General features: G+C 69.8%; 16 protein-coding genes. 10 read left to right on the forward strand and 6 right to left on the reverse strand.

The window, feature by feature from the left end:
- The first annotated feature begins 89 nt into the window (after positions 1-89).
- From lepA to ACQPYZ_RS11350, 5 genes are all read left to right on the forward strand, one after another.
- Positions 90-1,976, forward strand: coding sequence for a translation elongation factor 4 (lepA, locus tag ACQPYZ_RS11330; protein ID WP_433167420.1), 1,887 nt, complete (start codon positions 90-92; stop codon positions 1,974-1,976).
- Positions 1,976-2,881 carry an aminoglycoside phosphotransferase family protein gene (locus ACQPYZ_RS11335; protein ID WP_433167421.1) on the forward strand — a complete coding sequence of 302 codons (906 nt, stop codon included), beginning with the start codon at positions 1,976-1,978 and terminating at the stop codon, positions 2,879-2,881. The genes lepA and ACQPYZ_RS11335 overlap by 1 nt, the downstream gene beginning before the upstream one ends.
- Before the next feature lie 42 nt (positions 2,882-2,923).
- Positions 2,924-3,550: an MOSC domain-containing protein gene (locus ACQPYZ_RS11340; protein ID WP_433167422.1), complete on the forward strand. Its 627-nt coding sequence runs from the start codon at positions 2,924-2,926 to the stop codon at positions 3,548-3,550.
- A 100-nt stretch (positions 3,551-3,650) separates the two neighbouring features.
- Complete coding sequence (locus ACQPYZ_RS11345) at positions 3,651-4,907, forward strand: MFS transporter (RefSeq protein WP_433167423.1); 1,257 nt, start codon at positions 3,651-3,653, stop codon at positions 4,905-4,907.
- Positions 4,908-4,951: 44 nt separating this feature from the next.
- A complete protein-coding gene (locus ACQPYZ_RS11350; RefSeq protein ID WP_433167424.1) occupies positions 4,952-5,914 on the forward strand; it encodes a UDP-glucuronic acid decarboxylase family protein in 963 nt (320 codons plus the stop codon).
- A 40-nt stretch (positions 5,915-5,954) separates the two neighbouring features.
- Here ACQPYZ_RS11350 and ACQPYZ_RS11355 read toward each other — a convergent pair whose 3' ends face one another.
- Genes ACQPYZ_RS11355 through kduI form a run of 3 tightly spaced genes read right to left on the reverse strand, consistent with a single transcriptional unit; the run spans position 5,955 to position 8,306 of the window.
- The gene (locus ACQPYZ_RS11355) at positions 5,955-6,716 is read right to left on the reverse strand and encodes an IclR family transcriptional regulator (RefSeq protein ID WP_433167425.1); all 762 of its coding nucleotides are present in this window, start codon (positions 6,714-6,716) and stop codon (positions 5,955-5,957) included.
- A gap of 10 nt (positions 6,717-6,726) precedes the next feature.
- Entirely contained in the window at positions 6,727-7,485 is a 759-nt protein-coding gene (locus tag ACQPYZ_RS11360) for an SDR family oxidoreductase (protein ID WP_433167426.1), read from the reverse strand.
- Entirely contained in the window at positions 7,482-8,306 is an 825-nt protein-coding gene (kduI, locus tag ACQPYZ_RS11365; protein WP_433167427.1) for a 5-dehydro-4-deoxy-D-glucuronate isomerase, read from the reverse strand. The genes ACQPYZ_RS11360 and kduI overlap by 4 nt, the downstream gene beginning before the upstream one ends.
- Before the next feature lie 145 nt (positions 8,307-8,451).
- Here kduI and ACQPYZ_RS11370 point away from each other — a divergent pair, with 145 nt between their 5' ends.
- From ACQPYZ_RS11370 to ACQPYZ_RS11390, 5 genes are all read left to right on the forward strand, one after another.
- Positions 8,452-9,963, forward strand: a complete 1,512-nt coding sequence (locus ACQPYZ_RS11370; protein WP_433167428.1) for a sodium:solute symporter family protein — start codon at positions 8,452-8,454, stop codon at positions 9,961-9,963.
- A 42-nt stretch (positions 9,964-10,005) separates the two neighbouring features.
- Positions 10,006-10,191 carry a tautomerase family protein gene (locus ACQPYZ_RS11375; protein ID WP_433167429.1) on the forward strand — a complete coding sequence of 62 codons (186 nt, stop codon included), beginning with the start codon at positions 10,006-10,008 and terminating at the stop codon, positions 10,189-10,191.
- Between the two features lie 104 nt (positions 10,192-10,295).
- Complete coding sequence (locus tag ACQPYZ_RS11380; protein WP_433167430.1) at positions 10,296-11,321, forward strand: aspartate-semialdehyde dehydrogenase; 1,026 nt, start codon at positions 10,296-10,298, stop codon at positions 11,319-11,321.
- Between the two features lie 120 nt (positions 11,322-11,441).
- Positions 11,442-14,195, forward strand: a complete 2,754-nt coding sequence (locus ACQPYZ_RS11385) for a BTAD domain-containing putative transcriptional regulator (RefSeq protein ID WP_433167431.1) — start codon at positions 11,442-11,444, stop codon at positions 14,193-14,195.
- 172 nt (positions 14,196-14,367) lie between these two features.
- Complete coding sequence (locus ACQPYZ_RS11390) at positions 14,368-16,203, forward strand: AMP-dependent synthetase/ligase (RefSeq protein ID WP_433167432.1); 1,836 nt, start codon at positions 14,368-14,370, stop codon at positions 16,201-16,203.
- Positions 16,204-16,681: 478 nt separating this feature from the next.
- Here ACQPYZ_RS11390 and ACQPYZ_RS11395 read toward each other — a convergent pair whose 3' ends face one another.
- The 3 genes from ACQPYZ_RS11395 to ACQPYZ_RS11405 form a co-directional block, all read right to left on the reverse strand.
- Entirely contained in the window at positions 16,682-18,283 is a 1,602-nt protein-coding gene (locus tag ACQPYZ_RS11395) for a DHA2 family efflux MFS transporter permease subunit (protein WP_433167433.1), read from the reverse strand.
- Between the two features lie 537 nt (positions 18,284-18,820).
- Positions 18,821-19,432 carry a class I SAM-dependent methyltransferase gene (locus ACQPYZ_RS11400; RefSeq protein WP_433167434.1) on the reverse strand — a complete coding sequence of 204 codons (612 nt, stop codon included), beginning with the start codon at positions 19,430-19,432 and terminating at the stop codon, positions 18,821-18,823.
- Between the two features lie 11 nt (positions 19,433-19,443).
- Positions 19,444-20,199, reverse strand: a complete 756-nt coding sequence (locus tag ACQPYZ_RS11405; RefSeq protein ID WP_433167435.1) for a DUF4118 domain-containing protein — start codon at positions 20,197-20,199, stop codon at positions 19,444-19,446.
- Positions 20,200-20,209 lie beyond the last annotated feature (10 nt).

The raw sequence follows: 20,209 nt of genomic DNA on the forward strand, positions 1-20,209 counted from the left end.
TGGACCCGCATGGGATGATTGACCGGATATCCGCACCGACCGAAGCACCAACCGAAGCGCCACCCGAAGACGAGAACTGGATCCCCTCCGTGCCAGCTGGCCCCACGAACGTGCCGCAGCCGGGTCGTACCGACCCGTCGCTGATCCGGAACTTCTGCATCATCGCCCACATCGACCACGGCAAGTCGACGCTGGCCGACCGGATGCTGCAGATCACCGGGGTGGTCGACGACCGCTCGATGCGGGCGCAGTACCTGGACCGGATGGACATCGAGCGGGAACGCGGCATCACGATCAAGTCGCAGGCGGTCCGGCTGCCGTTCGCGCCGAAGCCGGACACCCCGGGCGGCCTGCTCGCCGCGGACGGGACGACGTACATCCTGAACATGATCGACACGCCCGGTCACGTCGACTTCACCTACGAGGTGTCCCGGTCGCTGGAGGCGTGCGAGGGCGCGGTGCTGCTGGTCGACGCGGCCCAGGGGATCGAGGCGCAGACGCTGGCGAACCTCTACCTCGCGCTGAACGCCGACCTGCACATCATCCCGGTGCTGAACAAGATCGACCTGCCCAGCGCGCAGCCGGAGAAGTACGCCGCCGAGCTCGCCCACATCATCGGCTGCGACCCGTCCGACGTACTGAAGGTGTCGGCGAAGACCGGCGAGGGCGTCGAGGACCTGCTGAGCGAGATCGTCGCCCAGGTCGAGCCGCCGAAGGGCGTCGAGGACGCGCCGCCGCGGGCACTGATCTTCGACTCGGTCTACGACACCTACCGCGGCGTGGTCACCTACGTCCGGGTGGTCGACGGCGAGCTGAACCACCGCGACCGGATCAAGATGATGTCGACCGGCGCGGTGCACGAGATGCTCGAGGTCGGCGTGATCTCCCCGGAGCCGATGAAGACGCCGAGCATCGGGGTCGGCGAGGTCGGCTACCTGATCACCGGCGTGAAGGACGTCCGCCAGTCCCGGGTCGGTGACACCGTCACCTCGAACCAGAACGGCGCGACCGAGGCGCTCGGCGGGTACAAGCACCCGAAGCCGATGGTGTACGCCGGGCTCTACCCGATCGACGGTGACGACTACCCGACGCTGCGGGACGCCCTGGACAAGCTGCAGCTGAACGACGCCGCCCTGCAGTACGAGCCGGAGACCTCCGGCGCGCTCGGGTTCGGTTTCCGCTGCGGGTTCCTCGGCCTGCTGCACATGGAGATCGTCCGCGAGCGGCTCGAGCGCGAGTTCAACCTGGACCTGATCTCGACCGCGCCGAACGTGGTCTACCGGGTGGTGATGGAGGACGAGACCGAGCACGTCGTCACCAACCCGAGCGAGTTCCCCGAGGGCAAGGTCGACGAGGTCTTCGAGCCGGTGGTGAAGGCGACCGTGCTCAGCCCGAGCGACTACATCGGCGCGATCATGGAGCTGTGCCAGGCCAAGCGCGGTCAGCTGCAGGGCATGGACTACCTGTCCGAGGACCGGGTCGAGCTGCGGTACACGCTGCCGCTGGCCGAGATCGTATTCGACTTCTTCGACCAGCTGAAGTCGAAGACCAAGGGCTACGCGTCGCTGGACTACGAGCCCACCGGCGAGCAGTCCGCCCAGCTGGTCAAGGTGGACATCCTGCTGCACGGCGAGACCGTGGACGCGTTCTCCGCGATCGTCCACCGCGACAGCGCGTACTCCTACGGCGTCGCGCTGGCCGGCAAGTTGAAGGAGCTCATCCCGCGGCAGCAGTTCGAGGTGCCGATCCAGGCCGCGATCGGGTCCCGGGTGATCGCCCGGGAGACGATCCGGGCGATCCGCAAGGACGTGCTGGCCAAGTGCTACGGCGGTGACATCACCCGGAAGCGCAAGCTGCTGGAGAAGCAGAAGGAGGGCAAGAAGCGGATGAAGATGGTCGGCCGGGTCGAGGTCCCGCAGGAGGCCTTCATCGCCGCTCTCCGGACGTCGGACTCCCCGGAGAAGGCCAAGAAGTAGTGGAGATCCCGGCCGACTTCCTGGTCGTCGCGTCCCGCGGTCAGGACTGGGCGGACTGGATCGACCGGCTGCCGCGGCTGACCCGCGACCTGCTCGACGAGTGGGACCTGCGGGTCGACGGTACGACGGCGTCCGGGAACTGCGCGATCGTCGTCCCCGTGACCACGGCCGACGGGCAGGCCGCCGTACTGAAGGTGCAGTTCCCGCACTGGGAGGCGGAGACCGAGCACCTCGCGCTCCGGGACTGGGGCGGGAACGGCGCGGTCCAGTTGCTGCGGGCGGATCCGCGCCGGTTCGCGCTGCTGCTGGAGCGGTTGGAGCCTCGGGACCTGACCACGGTCGATGCGCTGGACGCGTGCGAGCTCGTCGGCACGACGTACAAGCGGTTGCATGTGCCGGCCGGCCCGCAGTACCGGACGCTCTCGGGCGAGCTGAAGCGGTGGATCGAGCGGCTGCGGCGGTTGCCCGCGTCGGCGCCGGTCCCGCACCGGTACGTCGAGCAGGCGATCTCGCTGGCCGAGGACTTCAGCACCGACGCGGACTGCGACGGCACGCTGATCCACACCGACCTGCACTACTTCAACGTGCTCGCCGGTGCGCGCGAGCCGTGGCTGGTGATCGACCCGAAGCCGCTGTCCGGCGACCCGCACTACGAGGTCGCGCCGCTGATCTGGAACCGGTGGGACGAGGTCGTTGCCTCGGGCGACCTTCGGTTCGCGGTCCGGCAGCGCTTCTACACCGCGATCGACGCCGCCGGCCTGGACGAGGACCGCGCCCGCGACTGGGTGATCGTCCGGCAGATGCTGAATGTCCTGTGGACCCTGGAGGAATCAGGCACCGACGAGTCCCTGCCACAGGACTGGCTGACCCGCAACATCGCGATCGTGAAGGCCGTCCAGGACTGAAATCCGGTGGAGTCTTGCGCCGTGGGCACCGATGATGGGGGCATGCGGCTGCTGACGGTGAACGTGGTGGAGGAGCTCATCCCGGGTCCCAAGGAGACCGGGCTGACCGCGATCGACAAGCGTCCGCAGGTAGACCGGGTACGCGTCGGTGAGCTGGGGCTCGCCGGTGACAGCGTGTGCGACACCAAGAACCACGGCGGCCCGGACCAGGCGCTCTACGCGTACGCCGAGGAGGACGCCGACTGGTGGTCCGCGGAGCTCGGCCGGGAGATCCCGACCGGCTTGTTCGGCGAGAACTTCCGCACCGAAGGGCTCGACATCACCGGCGCGTTGCTCGGCGAGATCTGGCGCATCGGCGCCGAGGTCGAGGTGATGGTGCGCGCGCCGCGGATCCCGTGCATCACGTTCGCGCACCGGATGCAGGAGCCGCGCTGGGTGAAACGCTTCCACCAGGCAGGCCGACCCGGCGCCTACCTGAAGGTGCTGCGGACCGGCTCGGTCGGCGCGGGCGACCCGATCGAGGTGCTGAGCCGACCGGACCACGAGGTCACCATCGGCCACATGTTCGGCGCCCAGGACCCGGCGAAGATGCAGCGCCTGCTCGACTCGGGAGTCGACCTCATGCCCGACCTCCGCGAAACCGCCCAACGAGTAGTAGCCCGCGCCTGACCATTTGGCTGGTTGACCCACCAACTTGTGGGTTCTCCAGCCGTATCCCGGGTGGACAACCCACAAGCTCGTGGGTCCACCACTCAAATGGTGGCAAGGGGTGGGGGCGGTGATGGTGGTGCGCGGGGTGGCTCGCGGGGTGGTGCCGGCGGCGGGGCCGTTGCGTCCGCTGGCGTTGGCGACGCTGCTGAGCAGGATCGGCAGCGGGCTGCTGATGACGGTCAGCGTGCTGTACTTCAACCGGATCGTCGGTCTGTCGATCGCCCAGATCGGGCTCGGCCTCACGATCGCCGGCCTGTTCGGGCTGTTGTCCGCCGTGCCGATGGGGCACCTGGCCGATCGCCGCGGTCCACGCACGCTGTTCGTCGTACTCAGCCTGATGCTCTGCGGGCTGTCGCTGCTCTACCTGGTCGTGCAGAACTTCTGGCAGTTCCTGGTCGTCTCGGTCGTGCTCACGGTGATCGACCGCGGCGCCGGGGCCGTCCGGGCCGCGCTGATCGCCGCGATCACCCAGGGCCCCGACCGGGTCGCGGCCCGCGCCTACCTGCGGGCGGTGACGAACATCGGCATCACGGCCGGCGCCGGGATCGCCGTGTTCGCGCTGCACTTCGACACGAGTACGGCGTACCGCTCGATGTTCGTCCTGGACGCGGTCCTGAGCGTCGTCGCGGCGCTCGTGGTCCTCGCCGTGCCGCGGGTCGCGCCGCAACCGAAGCATGCCGACGGTCCCGTCTGGGTCGCCTTGCGCGATCGCGGATACCTCGCGGTCGCCGCGCTGAACGCCGCGATGTCGATCCAGTACGCCGTACTCGAGGTGGCGATCCCGTTGTGGGTCGTCGACCACACCGACGCACCCCGATGGACGGTCGCGGTGCTGCTGATCATCAACACGGTCGTGGTCGCGCTGTTCCAGGTCCGGTCGTCGCGTGGGATCGCCGACCCGGCGAGCGCGGCCCGGGCCACCCGGACGGCCGGACTGTTGCTAATGGCATCAATGGTGCTGTTCGCCGGGGCGTCCTGGGGCAACGCCGCGATCGCGGTCGGGCTGCTGGCGGTCGGTGCGCTGGTCCAGGTGCTGGGGGAGTTGCTGCAGTCGTCCGGCTCGTTCCTGCTCGGGTTCGACCTCGCCGCGGACCACGCCCAGGGTCAGTACCAGGGCGTCTGGAACACCAGCATGTCGATCAGCACCATGGTCGCCCCGACCGTTCTCGCCCTGCTTCCGCTCGGTCTCGGGGTTCCCGGCTGGATCGTCCTCGGCGCCTGGTTCGCGGTCGTCGGGGTGCTGTTCGTGCCCGTCGTCCGATGGGCCGCCGAGCGACGGGAGCGGGCTGGTCAGATTCGAACAGCCGGTGCATAATCGGGGGCTCATTGCTTGGGGGGCATTGAGCAAGGGGGGAACACATGCGTCGCGCTGTCGTGACCGGGGGAGCAGGATTCATCGGGAGCCATCTGTGTGAACGGCTCCTGGACGAGAACTACGACGTACTCTGCCTGGACAATTTCCTGACCGGGCGTCCGGGCAACATCGCCCACCTGATCGAGCATCCGCGTTTCCGGCTGATCCGTGGCGATGTCACCGACGACCTCCGGATCGCCGGGCCGGTCGAGGTCGTGCTGCACTTCGCGTCGCCGGCCTCGCCGGCCGACTACCTGCACCTGCCGATCGAGACGCTCGAGGCCGGCTCGATCGGGACCCAGCACGCTCTCGGGCTCGCCCGCGAGAAGGGCGCCCGGTTCGTCCTGGCCTCCACCTCCGAGGTGTACGGCGATCCGCTCGTGCACCCGCAGCCGGAGGACTACTGGGGCAACGTCAACCCGATCGGTCCACGGGCCGTGTACGACGAGGCGAAGCGGTTCGGCGAGGCGATCACGTCGGCGTACCGTTCGTACCACGGCGTCGACACCGGGATCGTCCGGATCTTCAACACGTTCGGACCGCGGTTGCGGCCGGACGACGGGCGCGCGGTGCCGACGTTCATCCGGCAGGCCCTGGAGGAGCGGCCGATCGTGGTCGCCGGTGACGGCAGTCAGACCCGGTCGCTGTGCTACGTCGACGACACCGTCGAGGGGATCCTCCGGATGGCGCACGCCGACCATCCGGGTCCGGTGAACCTGGGCAATCCGCACGAGCTCTCGATCGTCGACCTGGCTCGCTGGATCAAGGCACTGGTCGGCTCGCCGTCGGAGATCGCGTTCGGCCCGTTGCCGAAGGACGATCCGCAGGTACGGCGGCCGGACATCGGCCGGGCCCGGGACGTGCTCGCGTGGGAGCCGAAGATCCCGGTCGAGGAAGGCCTCCGGCGGACGATCGACTGGTTCCGCACCACCTTGACCGACCAGGTCGTTCAGGTCGGCACGCGGTAGCCGAGGGCAGGTCGGCACGCGGTAGCCGAGGGCAGCTGGTTCAGGTGGGCTCGCGGTAGCCGAGGGCGGCGGAGATCTTGCGGGCGGCCTCGATCGCCGCGGGTGCCATCAACGCGACCTGGGCGATCGACTGCTCGAGGGACAACGTGGAGATGCTGACCGCGGCGATCGCGGCGCCGGTGTGGTCGTGGATGACGGCGGCCACGCACCGGATGCCCGGCTCGTTCTCCTCGTCGTCGAGCGCGTAGCCGCGCGACCGCACCTGGGCCAGGTCCGCCTTCAGCGCGGCCGCGGTCGTGTGCGTCAGCGGCGTACGGGCGGGCAGGCCGGTCCGGGTGATGTGCGCGTCGAGCGCCTCGTCGTCCTTCTCCGCCAGCAGGGCCTTGCCGATGCCGGTGCAGTGCAGCCAGAAGGCCTTGCCGACGCGCGACGGCATCCGGTACGGCTTCGGGCCGTCGAGCCGGGCGACGTAGATCGCCTCGTCACCGTTGAGCAGCCCGACGTGCACCGTGCACCGGGTCTGCGCGACCAGGTCGGCGAGCACCGGGCGGGCGACGGTGGCCAGGTCGACGTTGGTCAGCGCGTGCCCGGCGAGTCGCAGCGCCTTCGGGCCGGGGTGGTACGAACCGTCCTCCGCCTGGGCGACGAACTCGTGCTCGACCAGCGAGGCCATGATCCGGTGCACGGTCGACTTGGCCAGACCGGTCGCGTTGACGACGTCGGTGAACCGCGAGTGCTCCAGGACGGCGTCCAGCACCATCAACGTCTTGTCGATGGCCGAGGGCGAAGTGAGGTCGGTCATCCTGCTGCTCCTATCTGGCCAGCCAGCCGCCGTCGACCGCGAGGACATGGCCGTTGACGTAGCCGGCCGCCGCCGAGGCCAGGAAGACCGCGGCGCCGACCACGTCCTCCGGCCGGCCCCAGCGTCCGGCCGGGATCCGTTCCCGGATGGCCGCCTCGCGACCGGGGTCCGCGCGCAGTTCGGTGGTGTTGTCGGTGCTGATGTATCCGGGCGCGATCGCGTTCACCCGGACCCCGGCCGGCCCCCACTCGTTGGCCAGCGCCCTGGTCAGTCCCGCGACCGCGTGCTTGCTCGCAGTGTAGGCCGGAACGGTGATTCCGCCCTGGAAGCTCAGCAGTGACGCGATCGTGATCACCGCGCCGGCGCCGCGCTCGACCATCGCGGCACCGATCGGGCGGGTGACGGCCCAGGTGGAGTTGAGGTTCACGTCGATCACGTGCTGCCAGTCCGCGGTGGCGGTCTCGGCCGCCGGCGCGCGCCGGATCGTGCCGGCGTTGTTCACCAGGATGTCGATCCGTCGGGTCCGCGCGAGTTCCGTGGCGGCCGCCTCGACCGCGGCCGGGTCGGCGAAGTCCGCGGTCACCACGGAGGCCTCGCCGCCGCTCGACTTGACGGCTTCGAGGGTGTCCTCGAGCGCGGCGTCCCGGGCCATCAGGATCAGGTCCGCGCCGGCGGCGGCGTACCCGGCGGCGATGGCCGCGCCGATCCCCCGCCGGGCTCCGGTGACGAGCGCCGTACGGCCCCGCAGGCTGAACGGTTCAGCCGTCACCGCAGGTCCCGCACGTCGACGCCGTCCATGTCCCCGAAGGCCTGGTTCTCGCCGGCCATCGCCCAGACGAAGCTGTACGACGACGTGCCGGCGCCGGAGTGGATCGACCAGCTCGGCGAGATCACGGCCTGGCGGTCGGCGACGAGCAGATGCCGGGTCTCGTCGGGCTCGCCGAGGAGGTGGACGATCCGCTCGGTCTCGGGCAGGCCGAAGTACAGGTAGCACTCGGTCCGGCGGTCGTGCGTGTGTGCGGGCATCGTGTTCCAGGTGCTGCCTGCGTGCAGGGTGGTCACGCCGAGCACGACCTGGCAGCTGCGGACGCCGTCCGCGTGGATGTACTGGTCGATCGTGCGACGGTTCGCGGTCCGCTGGTCGCCGAGCTCGAGCCGGTTGCCCTCACCCGGGTTGACCAGCGTGGTCGGGAAGTCGGTGTGGGCGGCCGCGGAGAACACGTAGAACGCCGAGTCCGCGCCGTCGAACACCACGTCCCGGGTGCCGCGGCCGACGTACAGGCAGGCACCGGTGGTCAGCTCGTACTTCGTCCCGTCGGCGGTGACCGTCCCTGGTCCGCCGACGTTGACGATGCCGGCCTCGCGGCGTTCGAGGAAGTAGTCACTGCGCAGCTCCGGCCAGGTGGGCAGGACGAGCGGCCCGCTCGTCGGGCGCGCGCCGGCGAGCACGATCCGGTCGTGGTGGGTGAGCGCCGCGCTGACCGTGTCCGGGACGAAGAGGTCGTCGACCAGGTAGTGCCGCCGCAGCGCGGCCGTGTCGAAGCCGGGGACCTGGTCGGGATGAGTGGCGTGCCTGATCTGCAGATTCACGGAACCAGGTTCTACTTCGCGGAACTCGCTGTCAACGCCGAGCGGTGGAACGGTGGACGGAATTGTTCCAGGTTCCGCGCCTTGACACTAAGTTCTGGTGAATGGAACCTTCCACACAGCACCCATCGCCCCTGGGAGGAACCACATGACCGCAGTGGACTGGACGGTCCTGGCCGGCTATTTCGTCTTGATGGTGCTGATCGGCATCTGGTCGCGCTCGAAGATCAAGACGGTGGTCGACTACTTCACCACCGGTGGCCGGATCCCGTGGTGGCTGTCCGGCATCTCGCACCACATGTCCGGCTACAGCGCCGTCATGTTCGTCGCCTTCGCCGCGGTCGCCTACACCTACGGCATCACCGTCTACGTCTGGTGGGCGGTGTCGATCGGTGTCGGCGTCGGCATCGGCGCGTTCGTGTTCGCGGCCCGCTGGAACCGGTTGCGCGCCAGACACGGCGTGGTCTCTCCGCTGGAGTACCTCGCCCGCCGCTACAACCTGCCGACCCAGCAGGCCCTGGCGTACTCCGGTGCCGCGCTGAAGGTGGTCGACATCGCGTCGAAGTGGGTGGCGATCGCCGTCCTGCTGAACGGGTTCACCGGCGTCCCGATCCGCTGGGGCATCCTGCTGACCGGCGTGGTCACCATGCTCTACGCGACCCTCGGTGGACTGTGGGCCGACGTGCTGACCGACTTCGGGCAGTTCGTCATCCAGTTCGGCGCCGGCATCGCGATGTTCGTCGGCGTACTCGCGCACCTCGGTGGCGTGTCGACGCTGTGGACGATGTGGGACCGGCTGCCCGAAGGCCACGGCGACCCGCTGAACGGGCCGTACACGACGATCTTCCTGGTCGCGTTCCTGTTCATCAAAACCTTCGAGTACAACGGCGGCATGTGGAACCTGGCGCAGCGCTACATGGCCGCGCCGTCCGGTTCCGCGGCCAAGCGGTCCGCGCTGCTGTCGTCGTTCCTGTGGCTGGTGTGGCCGCTGATCCTGTTCATCCCGATGTGTGCCGCGCCGCTGCTGGTCAGCCCGGGCAAGCCCGAGCAGTCGTACGTCGAGCTCGCCCAGCTCCTGCTGCCGACCGGCCTGATCGGGCTGGTGCTGGCCGGGTTCTTCTCGCACACGATGGCGATGGTCGCCTCCGACGCGAACGTGATCTCCTCCGTCATCACCCGCGACCTGGCGCCGGTGCTGGTGCCGAAGGTGCGCCGGCTGACCGAGGCGGGCGCGCTGAAGTTCGCCCGGATCACCACCTTCACCTTCGTCACCGTCAGCATGCTGATCGCGATCCTGACCAACGGACAGGGGGTCGTGCTGAAGATCGTCGTCGACCTGGTGGCCGCGACGATGGGCCCGATCTCGATCCCGCTGATGCTCGGCCTGCTGCCGTGGTTCAAGCGCAGTGGACCGCGGGCGGCGCTCGCGTCCTGGGCGACCGGCCTGGTGGTCTGGGCGATCGTCAAGTGGGGGATCGAGTCCACCGACACCACCCTGGTCGTCGCGTTGCCGCTGGCAACTTCCTTGGTGGTGTACGTCGGCCTCGGGCTGCTGCTGCCGGAACGCCGTACCGAGGTCGACGAACTGGTCGACTCGCTGAACACCGACCCCGACGAGACCGACGAGATCGCCGCCCGACGCACCGCGCTGGCCGGCTGAATACTGTCCCGTGACACAGAACAACTGAGTGGAGTGCCTGTCATGCCGAACATCACCGTCGAACTCCTGTCCGGTCGCACCCTCGACCAGCGGCGCGAGTTCGTCGCCGCCGTCACCGAGTCCGCGATCTCGATCCTGAACGCGAAACGCGAGTCCGTCCGCATCGTCTTCACCGAGATCGAAACCACCGACGTGGCCAACGGCGGAGTCCTCGTCTCCGACTCCTGACGGTCTCGTCCCACGGCCCGGCCTCCCGTCCGCCCCTGGGAGGCCGGGCCGCCGCATGCTGAAATTCGGCGGTGCGGCCGTGGCCGACGAACTAGGGTGCAGGCATGCGAGTCGGAGTGTTCGGGGCCACGGGCCAGGTCGGCAGTGTCATGCGGGAGTTGCTGGTCGAGCGGCAGTTCCCGGTGGACGAGGTGCGGTACTTCGCGTCCGCGCGGTCGGCAGGTACGAAGCTGCCGTTCGGCGACACCGAGATCACGGTCGAGGACTCCGCGACCGCCGACTTCACCGGCCTCGAGCTCGCGCTGTTCTCCAACGGGAAGACGGCGTCGAAGGAGCTCGCTCCGAAGGTCGCCGCGGCCGGGGCGGTTGTGGTCGACAACTCGTCCGCCTGGCGGATGGATCCCGACGTACCGCTGGTCGTCTCCGAGGTGAACCCGGGCGACCTCGCCGACCTGCCGAAAGGCATCGTCGCCAACCCGAACTGCACCACCATGGCCGCCATGCCGGTGCTCGCGCCGCTGCACCGCACCGCGACCCTGAGCCGGCTCGTGGTGTCGACGTACCAGGCCGTCTCCGGCTCCGGTGGCGTCGGCGTCAGCGAGCTCGAGGGCCAGGCACGCGCGCTGGTCGAGACGGGCGGCCGGCTCGCCCGCGGGACCGAGGGTGTGACGCTGCCGGAGCCCAAGGTGTACGCCGGACCGATTGCGTTCAACGTGCTTCCGCTGGCCGGATCGATCGTTGCCGATGGCACCGGCGAGACCGACGAGGAGCAGAAGCTGCGGAACGAGAGCCGCAAGATCCTGCACATCCCGGACCTGCCGGTCGCCGGCACGTGCGTCCGGGTGCCGGTCTTCACCGGTCACTCGCTGAGCATCCACGCCGAGTTCGCCGAGCCGATCACGCCGGAGCAGGCGACCGAGCTGCTCCGCGCCGCTCCCGGCGTCGCGCTCGCCGACCTGCCGACGCCGCTGCTCGCCGCCGGTCAGGACCCGTCGTACGTCGGTCGCATCCGGCAGGACCAGTCGGTCCCGGGCAACCGCGGCCTGGTGCTGTTCGTCTCCAATGACAATCTCCGCAAGGGTGCGGCGCTGAACGCGGTCCAGATCGCGGAGCTGCTGGCGGAGCGCTGACTCCGGCTTTTGTCAATAAAATGTCACAGACAGAGAACTCCTGCGAACGCTGACCCGGCGTAGGGTGTGCCTTTCCTGCTGGTTGTTCCAGGACGATCTCGTCGGCCGGGAGCAGGGGAGGTGACCGAGCTGGCGCAGCGTGGGGTGGACGGGCTGCGGTTCCGCCTGCTCGGAACGATGGAGGTGCGGACCGCCGAGGGTGCGGTGATCCCGCTGCCGTCGCACCGGCCCGCCGTACTGCTGGCGGCGTTGCTCCTGCGGCTCAACCGCACGGTCCGTACGGCGGACCTCGTCGACGTCCTGTGGGAGGACGACGAGCTGCCGAGCAACCCGCGCGCGGCGCTGCAGATCTACGTGTCCCGGCTCCGTGCGGCTCTCGGCGACACCGGCCGGTCGATGATCCGCACCGGCGACGGCGGCTACACGCTGCATGCGGACCGCGAGCAGTTGGACCTCGAGACCTTCCGGTCGCTGGTTCGTGCTGCCGGTGAGGCGAGCGACCCCGCCCACCGGTTGGCTCTCGTCAGCGAGGGGCTGGCGCTCTGGCGCGGAGAGCCGCTGGCCGGGCTGGACGCGGGGGCGCTGACGCGCGAGATGATCCCGCGGCTGGTCGAGGAACACCTGCAGGCGCAGGAGTTGGCGTTCGACGCGCGGCTGGCCATCGGCGATGCGGCCGCGGTGATCCCGGAGCTGACCGAGCTCGTCGAGCGCCACCCCACCAGAGAGCGGTTCTGGGCTCAGCTCATGCGCGCGCAGCACGCGTCCGGACGGCAGGCGCTCGCGTTGTCGACGTACGCGGAGGTCTCTCGCCGGCTGCGTGAGCTGCTCGGTGTCGGGCCCGGCCCCGAGCTCCAGCGTGTGCACGCCGAGCTGCTCGCGGCCACGGACACCGGGAGCATGGTGGTCCCGCGCCAGTTGCCGACGGCCGTGCCGGCGTTCGCCGGGCGGACCGAGCATCTCCGGCGGCTCGACCAACTGCTCCCGGACACCCACCTCGGCCTGATCATCGGACCGGCCGGCGTCGGCAAGACCTCGCTCGCGATCCACTGGGCCCGGCAGGTCGCCGACACCTTCCCCGACGGCGTCCTGTACGCCGACCTGCTCGGGTACTCGCCGTCGCTGGAGCCCGCCGACCCGCTCGCGATCCTGCCGCGGTTCCTCGCCGGGCTGGGGATCCCGGCCGACCGGCTGCCGATCGCCGCGGACGAGCAGATCGCCTTGTACCGGAGCATGCTCGCCGACCGAGCGGTCCTGCTCGTCCTCGACAACGCCCGGACCGCCGAGCAGGTCCGGCCGCTGGCAGCCACCGGGCCGGGCTGTCTCACCCTGGTGACCAGCCGGAACGAGCTCGCCGGGCTGGTCGCGACCGAGCAGGCCGAGCCGATCCAGCTGGACATGCTGGATCCGGCGCAGTCCAGGCAGTTGCTTGCGGCAAGGGTCGGCGAGCGGCGGCTGCACGAAGATGCCCGGAGCACCGACGAGCTGATCGCCCGGTGCGCAGGGCTTCCGCTGGCGCTTTCGTTGCTCGGGGCCCAGATCGCGCTGCGGCCGCGACGGCAGCTGGAGTCCTTCGTGGACACGTTGAGCCTGGCTCCGCTCGACGCCCTCGCGACCACCGACGGCGTCGACGTACGGACGATCTTCTCCTGGTCGTACCGGCAGCTCCGGCCGGAGCTCGCGCGGATGTTCCGGTTGCTCGCCCAGCATCCCGGTGCCGAGATCACGCTGGGCGCCGCGGCGGCGCTGGCCGGCGTACCCGTTCGTGAGGCTCGCGGGCTGCTCGCCGTACTGGTTGCGAACCATCAACTACTCGAGCTCGGGCCGGATCGCTACGCGCTGCACGATCTGCTGCGGAGTTACGCGCGGGAGTTGTGTGAGGAGCAGGAGGCCGACGAGGCGTTCGAGCGGCTGCTCGGGTATCTCGTGCACACCGGCAGCGCGGCCGCGTTGGTCCTCGCGCCCAGGCGGGATCCGGTCGAGTTGCCCGGGCTCGATCCCGGAGTCGAGGTCGCGGTGCCGACGACGCGCGAGGAGGCGTTCGCGTGGTTCGACTCCGAGCAGCCGAACAATCTCGCCGTACTCCGGGCGGCCGTCGGACGGGCGGACGGGTTGCTGTGGTTGTACGTGTGGACGATCGCGGACTACCTGGATTTCCGCGGGCGCCCCGGATACATGGAGTCGGAGGAGCTCGCACTCGAGGCGGCGGTCCGGCTCGGCGATCTGCGCAAACAGGCCCAGACCCGGCGGGACCTCGCTCGCGGCCACATGGCGTTGCGGCAGTGGGACCAGGCGATCCGCCAGCACGAGTTGGCGCTCGGTATCGCCGAAGAGCTCGCCGACGACGCCGGGATCGCACACGGCTCGCTCAGCCAGGCGCGCGTGCTCAGCCGGATGGGGCAGCACGGCAAGGCCATCGAGAAGACCACCCGCGCCCTCCGGATCTACGAGCGGACCGGCCACGCCGACGCGCGGGCCAACGCGCTGAACAACCTCGGCTGGTACTACGGGCAGCTCGGTGAGTTCGCGGCCGCGGTCGACTACGCCCAGCAGGCCCTCAAGCTCTACGAGGAGCTCGACTCGGAGTACGGGCGTGCCGTCGTCAGTGACACCAAGGGGTACGCACTGGCCGGCTCGGGCCGGCTCGACGAAGCCGTCGCCAGTTACGCGACCGCGGTCGCGATCCTGCGGACGCAGGGCCGGCGGGGGGAGACGGCGGAGTGCCTGATGTCGCTGGCCGAGGTCCAGGAGCGGGCCGGTCAGCTCGACGCTGCGCGGACGAGCTGGACCGAGGCGCTGGAGATTCTGGAGGCGCTGAACCACCCGGACGCGGAGACGGTCCGCGGTGCGCTGGATCGGCTGCGGCGCGGCGGTTGACGAGGCCCGCTGGGGGAGGGGTAGAACTGACAGTGAGACGCAGGCCACTGGCCGTGTGCAGGCGTTGCGGAAACGTAATGGAGAAGGTGGGGGCGGGCGAGCGAGGGGCATAGTCAGCCGTGCCCACTAGCCATTACCCTCCAGTCACTTGACCCCCGATGGAGGCCAGACCATGAAGCCAGTCGCCGATGAGGGCCAGCTCGCGCTGCTCAGCAACCGCAAAGAGAACATGGCCGCGATGTTCCTCGACCGGGTCGCCGCGACCCCTTCGCGCGAGGCCTTCCGGTACCCGTCCGGGGACCAGTGGAAATCCGCCAGCTGGCGCGAGCTCGACGAGCTGGCCCGGCGCCGGGCGGCCGGCCTGATCGCGCTCGGCGTACAGCCCGAGCAGCGGGTCGCGATCGCGTCCAGCACCCGGATGGAGTGGGTCGAGTGCTACCTGGCCGCCGTCCTCGCGGCCGCCGCGACCACCACCATCTACCCGACCACGATGGCCGCCGACGTCGCGTACATCGTCGCGGACGCCGACGTCCAGGTCGTGTTCGCCGAGGACGCGACGCAGCTGGACAAGCTGCGGGAGCACCGGTCCGAGACGCCGTCGCTGCAGAAGGTCGTGCTGATCGACGGCGAGCCGTCGGCGGAGGACGAGTCCTGGGTCCTCTCACTGTCCGCGCTGGACGAGCTCGGTACGTCGTACCTGAAGGACAACGCCTCGGCGATCGACGACCGGCTCGCGCAGATCAAGCCCGACCACCTCTGCACGCTGATCTACACCTCCGGCACGACCGGCCGGCCGAAGGGGGTCCGGCTGCCGCACTCGGTGTGGACGTACGAGGGCGCCGCGGTCGAGGGGATCCGGGTGCTCAGCCCGGACGACCTGCAGTTCCTCTGGCTTCCGCTGTCGCACGTGTTCGGCCAGGTGCTGCTCGCCGTCCAGTTCCAGATCGGGTTCGCGACCGCGATCGACGGGCGGATCGACAAGATCGTCGAGAACGCGGCCGTCGTACAGCCGACCTTCATGGCCGCGGCGCCGCGCATCTTCGAGAAGGCGCACGCCCGGATCGTCACCATGATCGAGTCCGAGGGCGGGGTGAAGGCGAAGCTGTTCCACTGGGCCTTCGGCGTCGGCGCCCGCGTCTCCGAGCTGCGGCAGGCCGGCAAGGAGCCGAGTGGTGCGCTCGCCGCGCAGTACACACTGGCCGACAAGCTCGTACTGTCGAAGATCCGCGCCCGCTTCGGCGGCCGGATCCGGTTCTTCGTCTCCGGCTCCGCCGCCCTCGACAAGCACCTGGCCGAGTGGTTCCACTCCGCCGGCCTGCTGATCCTGGAAGGCTACGGCCTGTCCGAGACCGCGGCCGGCTCGTCGCTCAACCGGCCCGGCCAGTACCGCCTCGGCAGCGTCGGCCCGATCTTCCCCGGCACCGAGGCGAAGATCGCCGAAGACGGCGAGATCCTGATCAAGGGCCCCGGCGTGATGAGCGGCTACCACAACCAGCCCGACCAGACCGCCGAGGTGATCGACGGCGACGGCTGGTTCCACACCGGCGACATCGGCCACTTCGAGGACGAGTACCTGTTCATCACCGACCGGAAGAAGGACCTCTTCAAGACCTCCGGCGGCAAGTACGTCGCCCCGCAGGTGATCGAGGGCCGCTTCAAGATGATCTGCCCGTACGTCGGCCAGTTCGTTGTCCACGGCAACAAGCGGAACTTCGTCAGCGCGCTGGTCACCCTGGACCCGGACGCGATCCAGGGGTGGGCGGAAGCGAACGGTCTGGGCGGGAAGTCGTACGCCGAGATCGTCAGCTCGGACGCGGCGCGGACGATGGTCCAGGGGTACGTCGACGAACTCAACGCCGGGCTGAACCGGTGGGAGACCATCAAGAAGTTCACCATCCTCGACCGCGACCTCACCGTGGAAACCGGCGAGATGACACCCAGCCTGAAACTGAAGCGCAAACACGTCGAGACCCAGTACGCCGACCTCCTGGACAAGATGTACGACTGACACTGACGTCTTCCCCACGCGGCGGCTACGCGCGGCTCCTGCGTCGCCGTGCTCGCGCCGCTCCCACCCACCCCGAGGGTGTGCGCGTGCTGTCGCCCGCTTCAGTTGAAAGCCCTGTGGAGTCGCCTGCCCGTGGATGGGTGAGGCGGCTCTCTGGGTGTGTTCCCCACGCGCCGACTACGCGCGGCTCCTGCGTCGCCGTGCTCGCGCCGCTCCCACCCGCCCGAGGTGTGCGCGTGCTGTCGCCCGCTTCATTTCAAAGCCCCGTGGAGTCGTCTGCCCGTGGATGGGTGAGGTGGATCCGCTGGGGCGTGTTTCCCCATGCGTCGGCGACGCGCGGCTCCTGCGTCGCCGTGCTTGCGCCGCTCCCACCCGCCCGAGGTGTGCGCGTGCTGTCGCCCGCTTCGTTCGAGAGCCCCGTGGGGTCGCCTGCCCGTGGATGATGGGTGAGGCCGCTCCGTGAGAACTGAGCAGGCGGTCAGTCGACGGTGGCGGGTGGGGTGTTTTCGGTGTCCAGGAGGTGGGTCTTTTCGCGTTTGCGGGGGAGCATGAGGGCGGGGATGAGGGTGAGGGCTACCAGGATCCAGGCGACCCAGTAGGTGTTGGCGAATGCGGTGGCGGCGTCGACCAGGCCGCGGGCGATGGTGGCGGGGTCGAGGTTGAGAGGGCCGAGGGCCTCCGGCCGGGTGTTGGACAGGATCGCCGCCTGGGTCTCGCGGAGGCCTTCGCCCTGGCCGGGGGCGCGCTGCGTGCCTGGGATGATCGGCGAGTCGTTCAGCTGGTTGGTGAGGATGACCGACATCGTCGCGACTCCGCAGGAGGACGCGATCTGCTGGGTGATGTTGAGCAGGGTGGAGCCGCGCGCGACCTGGGCGCCGTTCAGCGTTCGCAGCGCGGAGGTGAACAGCGGCATCATCGTGCCGCCCATCCCGAAGCCCATCACGACCAGCATCGCGATGAGCAGCGGGTACGGCGTCGTCGCGGTGACCTGGGTCAGGCCGAACATCCCGATGACGATCAACCCGATCCCGAACGGCACGATCCGGCCGACCGGGAGCTTGTCGACCAGCCGCCCGGCGATCGGCATGGTCACCATCGCGCCGAGTCCCTGCGGTGCGACCAGCAGGCCGGCGTTCAGCGTGGACTCGCCGCGGATCTGCTGGAAGTACGTCGGCACCAGCAGCAGACCACCGAAGAACGCGGCGGCGAACAGGAACATCGTGATGATCGAGACGGTCAGGTTCCGGTTCCGGAACAGCCGCAGGTCGAGCAGCGGATGCTCCGGCCGGAACGAGTGCCAGACGAACGCCACCATCAGCAGCACCCCGGCCAGCATCGACACCCACACCTTGGGGGCCCCGAAGTCACCACCCTCGGCCGGCAGGGACGAGACGCCGAACAGGAACAGCGCGAGCCCGGGGGACATCAGCGCCACGCCCAGGAAGTCGAAGGACTCCGACGGCTCGGGGCTGTCCTTGGCCAGCGCGAACCACGCGTAGACGAGCGCGATCAGGCCGAGCGGCACGTTGATCAGGAAGATCCAGTGCCAGCTCGCGATCTGGATCAGCCACCCGCCCAGGATCGGGCCGAGGATCGGGCCGAGCAGCATCGGTACGCCGAGAATCGCCATCAGCCGGCCCATCCGGCGCGGCCCCGCGGCCCGGGTCATGATCGTCATGCCGAGTGGCATCAGCATGCCGCCGCCGAGGCCCTGCAGGACGCGGAAGGCGATTAGCATGTCGATGCTGGTGGCGGTCGCGCAGAGCGCGGAACCGGCGGTGAAGAGGAAGATCGCGGCCATGTAGAGCCGTTTGGTGCCGAACCGGTCGGCCGCCCAGCCGGTCAGCGGGATGACGGTCGCGAGCGCCAGCGTGTACGCCGTGACCGTCCAGGCCACGGTCGAGTACGCGACCGGGCTCTCGGGTGAGCCGAACTCGTCCTGGAACGTCGGCAGCGCGACGTTGACCACGGTGATGTCGAGGATCGACATGATCGCGCCCAGGACGACGACGCCGGCGATCTTCAGGACGGCGGCGTCGATGTGGTCGGGATACTCGGACTGGGTAGCAGGCTGGCTCACGTCGGGTCCCCCCTGGGCACGGGTCACGTCCCTGCCGAGCCTACGCTCGGCCCGCCGCTCCGCACGACCACATTCCCCGCCCACCGAAACGGTCCCCCCCGCACCACCGCCCCGCCGAAACAGTCCGCCCGCACCACCGACCCGCCGCCTCCGCCCGGACGCCGCCACCTCCAGCCCGACGCGCGGCGCCTTCGCCCCGTCGCCTCCGATCCGCACGAACACATTCCCCGCCCCGCCGAAACAGTCCGCCCGCACCACCGACCCGCCGCCTCCGCCCCGACGCCCAGCGCCTCCGACGCGCCACCTCCGGCCCGGCGACTCCGACCCGCGGCCTCCGCCCCGGCGCCTTCGATCCGCAGCCTCCGACGCGGCGCCTCCGATCCGCCGCCTCCGATCCGTCGCCTCCGACGTCTGGCGCCTCCGACCGCCGTCTCCGCCCCGGCGCCTCAGGCCCGGCAACAGGGACCGAAAGCTCGGAGGAGGCGGAGAGATTCCGCCTGGCTACTCTCCGGCGGCAACTGGAACGGGCGACCCGGGCTATGAGGGCTTCTCGTGTGGTGTGAGTTGGGTGATGTCGGCCAGGGGGTTGGCGGTTTCGTGGCGGGTGATGCGGAGTGGGGTGTCGGCGATCGTGGCGGTGAGGGAGCGGGTCAGGGTGGCGCCGCCGACCGTGGTCAGGACGCGGCTGGCGAGGCGGCGGCCGGGGCCGGGCTCGGCGTCGTGGAACTTGCCCAGGATCCAGATGCTTCCGTCCGGCGTCAGCACCCGAGCAGCCTCGGCCAGGGCGCGGCGCGGGTCGTTCACGACGCTGAGCACGTAACTGAGGATGACGACGTCGAACGAGGCGTCAGGAAACTCGAGGTGCTCCGCGTCCATCTCTTGCAGCGTGGCGCCCGTGCCGCGGGCGCGGGCCCGGTCCAGCATCGCGGGGGACAGGTCGATGCCGGTGACGTCGGCGCCGGCTGGAAGGTACGGCAGATCCTGACCTGTCCCCACCCCGATCAGGAGGACGCGGTCGCCGGGCTGGATGTCGGCGAGGGAGAACAGCCGACTCCGCGGACGGGCGATCAGCGGTAGTCGAGCCGCGACGTCGTAGATCGACGCCAGCCGCTGGTAGATCGCGCGGTTCCGCTCGTTCCCGCTGCGCATGGTCCGACAGGCTACGACGAGCTGTTGTGGGTGGCCAGGGCTGCGCCTACCTGGTCGGCCAGGGCGACGGCGACCTGCCGTTGGGCGAGGGAGGGACGGGCAAGCCGGGTCGAGGCGATCAGGAGGAAGCGGCCGCGGGTGATGCCGTTGTGGTGGACCCGGAGCTCGATCTCACAGTCCGTGGGCAGCCCGAGGCGGTCCACGGCGAGCTCGCGACCTCGGCGTACGACGGTGCCGTCGCGAACGAGCGCGGCCGGCGCCTGATCCCGGGTGTCGCTGTCGAAGTAGCAGTCGTCGACGCCCAGCAGGTCGACGAGCTGGTCGGCGACGTGCTCGATGACGCCCTCGGTTCGGGCGCTGCCGGCGGCGACGAGGCCCGCGGTCCGCAGGATGCCGGTGAGATAGGTCTGCTGCTGTCCGGCCCTCGTCTGCCGGCGCCGCGCCCACAGGATCTCCGCGACGGCGACGCCGACGAGCGTGAGCAGGGCCGCGGTGACCATGTCGGACTCGTCGGTGATGGTGATCTGCTGGTAGGGCTGCGTCAGGAAGAACGCCCAGCACGCCGAGCCGGACAGAGCGGCGACGGTCCCAGCCCAGCGGACACCACTCGCCGCCGCCGCGACAACGACCAGGACCAGCACCAAGGCAGTGTTCGTGTTCTCGACCCGAGCCCGAAACGGCACCATCGCCGCGCACACCACCGCTGGAACGACAACGGCACCCGCGACCACCGCCGTACGCATCCGCTCGGCCAGCTGAACTCGCATCCCCCAATGA

Source organism: Kribbella sp. CA-247076, assembly GCF_050942445.1.
In the GTDB taxonomy this organism is placed as follows: domain Bacteria; phylum Actinomycetota; class Actinomycetes; order Propionibacteriales; family Kribbellaceae; genus Kribbella.

Bases quoted from the DNA above. Each gene is read 5' to 3' on its own strand.
- ACQPYZ_RS11400 (WP_433167434.1), bottom strand. From the start codon at position 19,432: ATGCGCAGCGGGAACGAGCGGAACCGCGCGATCTACCAGCGGCTGGCG.
- ACQPYZ_RS11375 (WP_433167429.1), top strand. From the start codon at position 10,006: ATGCCGAACATCACCGTCGAACTCCTGTCCGGTCGCACCCTCGACCAG.
- ACQPYZ_RS11340 (WP_433167422.1), top strand. From the start codon at position 2,924: ATGCGGCTGCTGACGGTGAACGTGGTGGAGGAGCTCATCCCGGGTCCC.
- ACQPYZ_RS11350 (WP_433167424.1), top strand. From the start codon at position 4,952: ATGCGTCGCGCTGTCGTGACCGGGGGAGCAGGATTCATCGGGAGCCAT.
- ACQPYZ_RS11405 (WP_433167435.1), bottom strand. From the start codon at position 20,199: ATGCGAGTTCAGCTGGCCGAGCGGATGCGTACGGCGGTGGTCGCGGGT.
- ACQPYZ_RS11355 (WP_433167425.1), bottom strand. From the start codon at position 6,716: ATGACCGACCTCACTTCGCCCTCGGCCATCGACAAGACGTTGATGGTG.
- ACQPYZ_RS11370 (WP_433167428.1), top strand. From the start codon at position 8,452: ATGACCGCAGTGGACTGGACGGTCCTGGCCGGCTATTTCGTCTTGATG.
- ACQPYZ_RS11380 (WP_433167430.1), top strand. From the start codon at position 10,296: ATGCGAGTCGGAGTGTTCGGGGCCACGGGCCAGGTCGGCAGTGTCATG.
- ACQPYZ_RS11390 (WP_433167432.1), top strand. From the start codon at position 14,368: ATGAAGCCAGTCGCCGATGAGGGCCAGCTCGCGCTGCTCAGCAACCGC.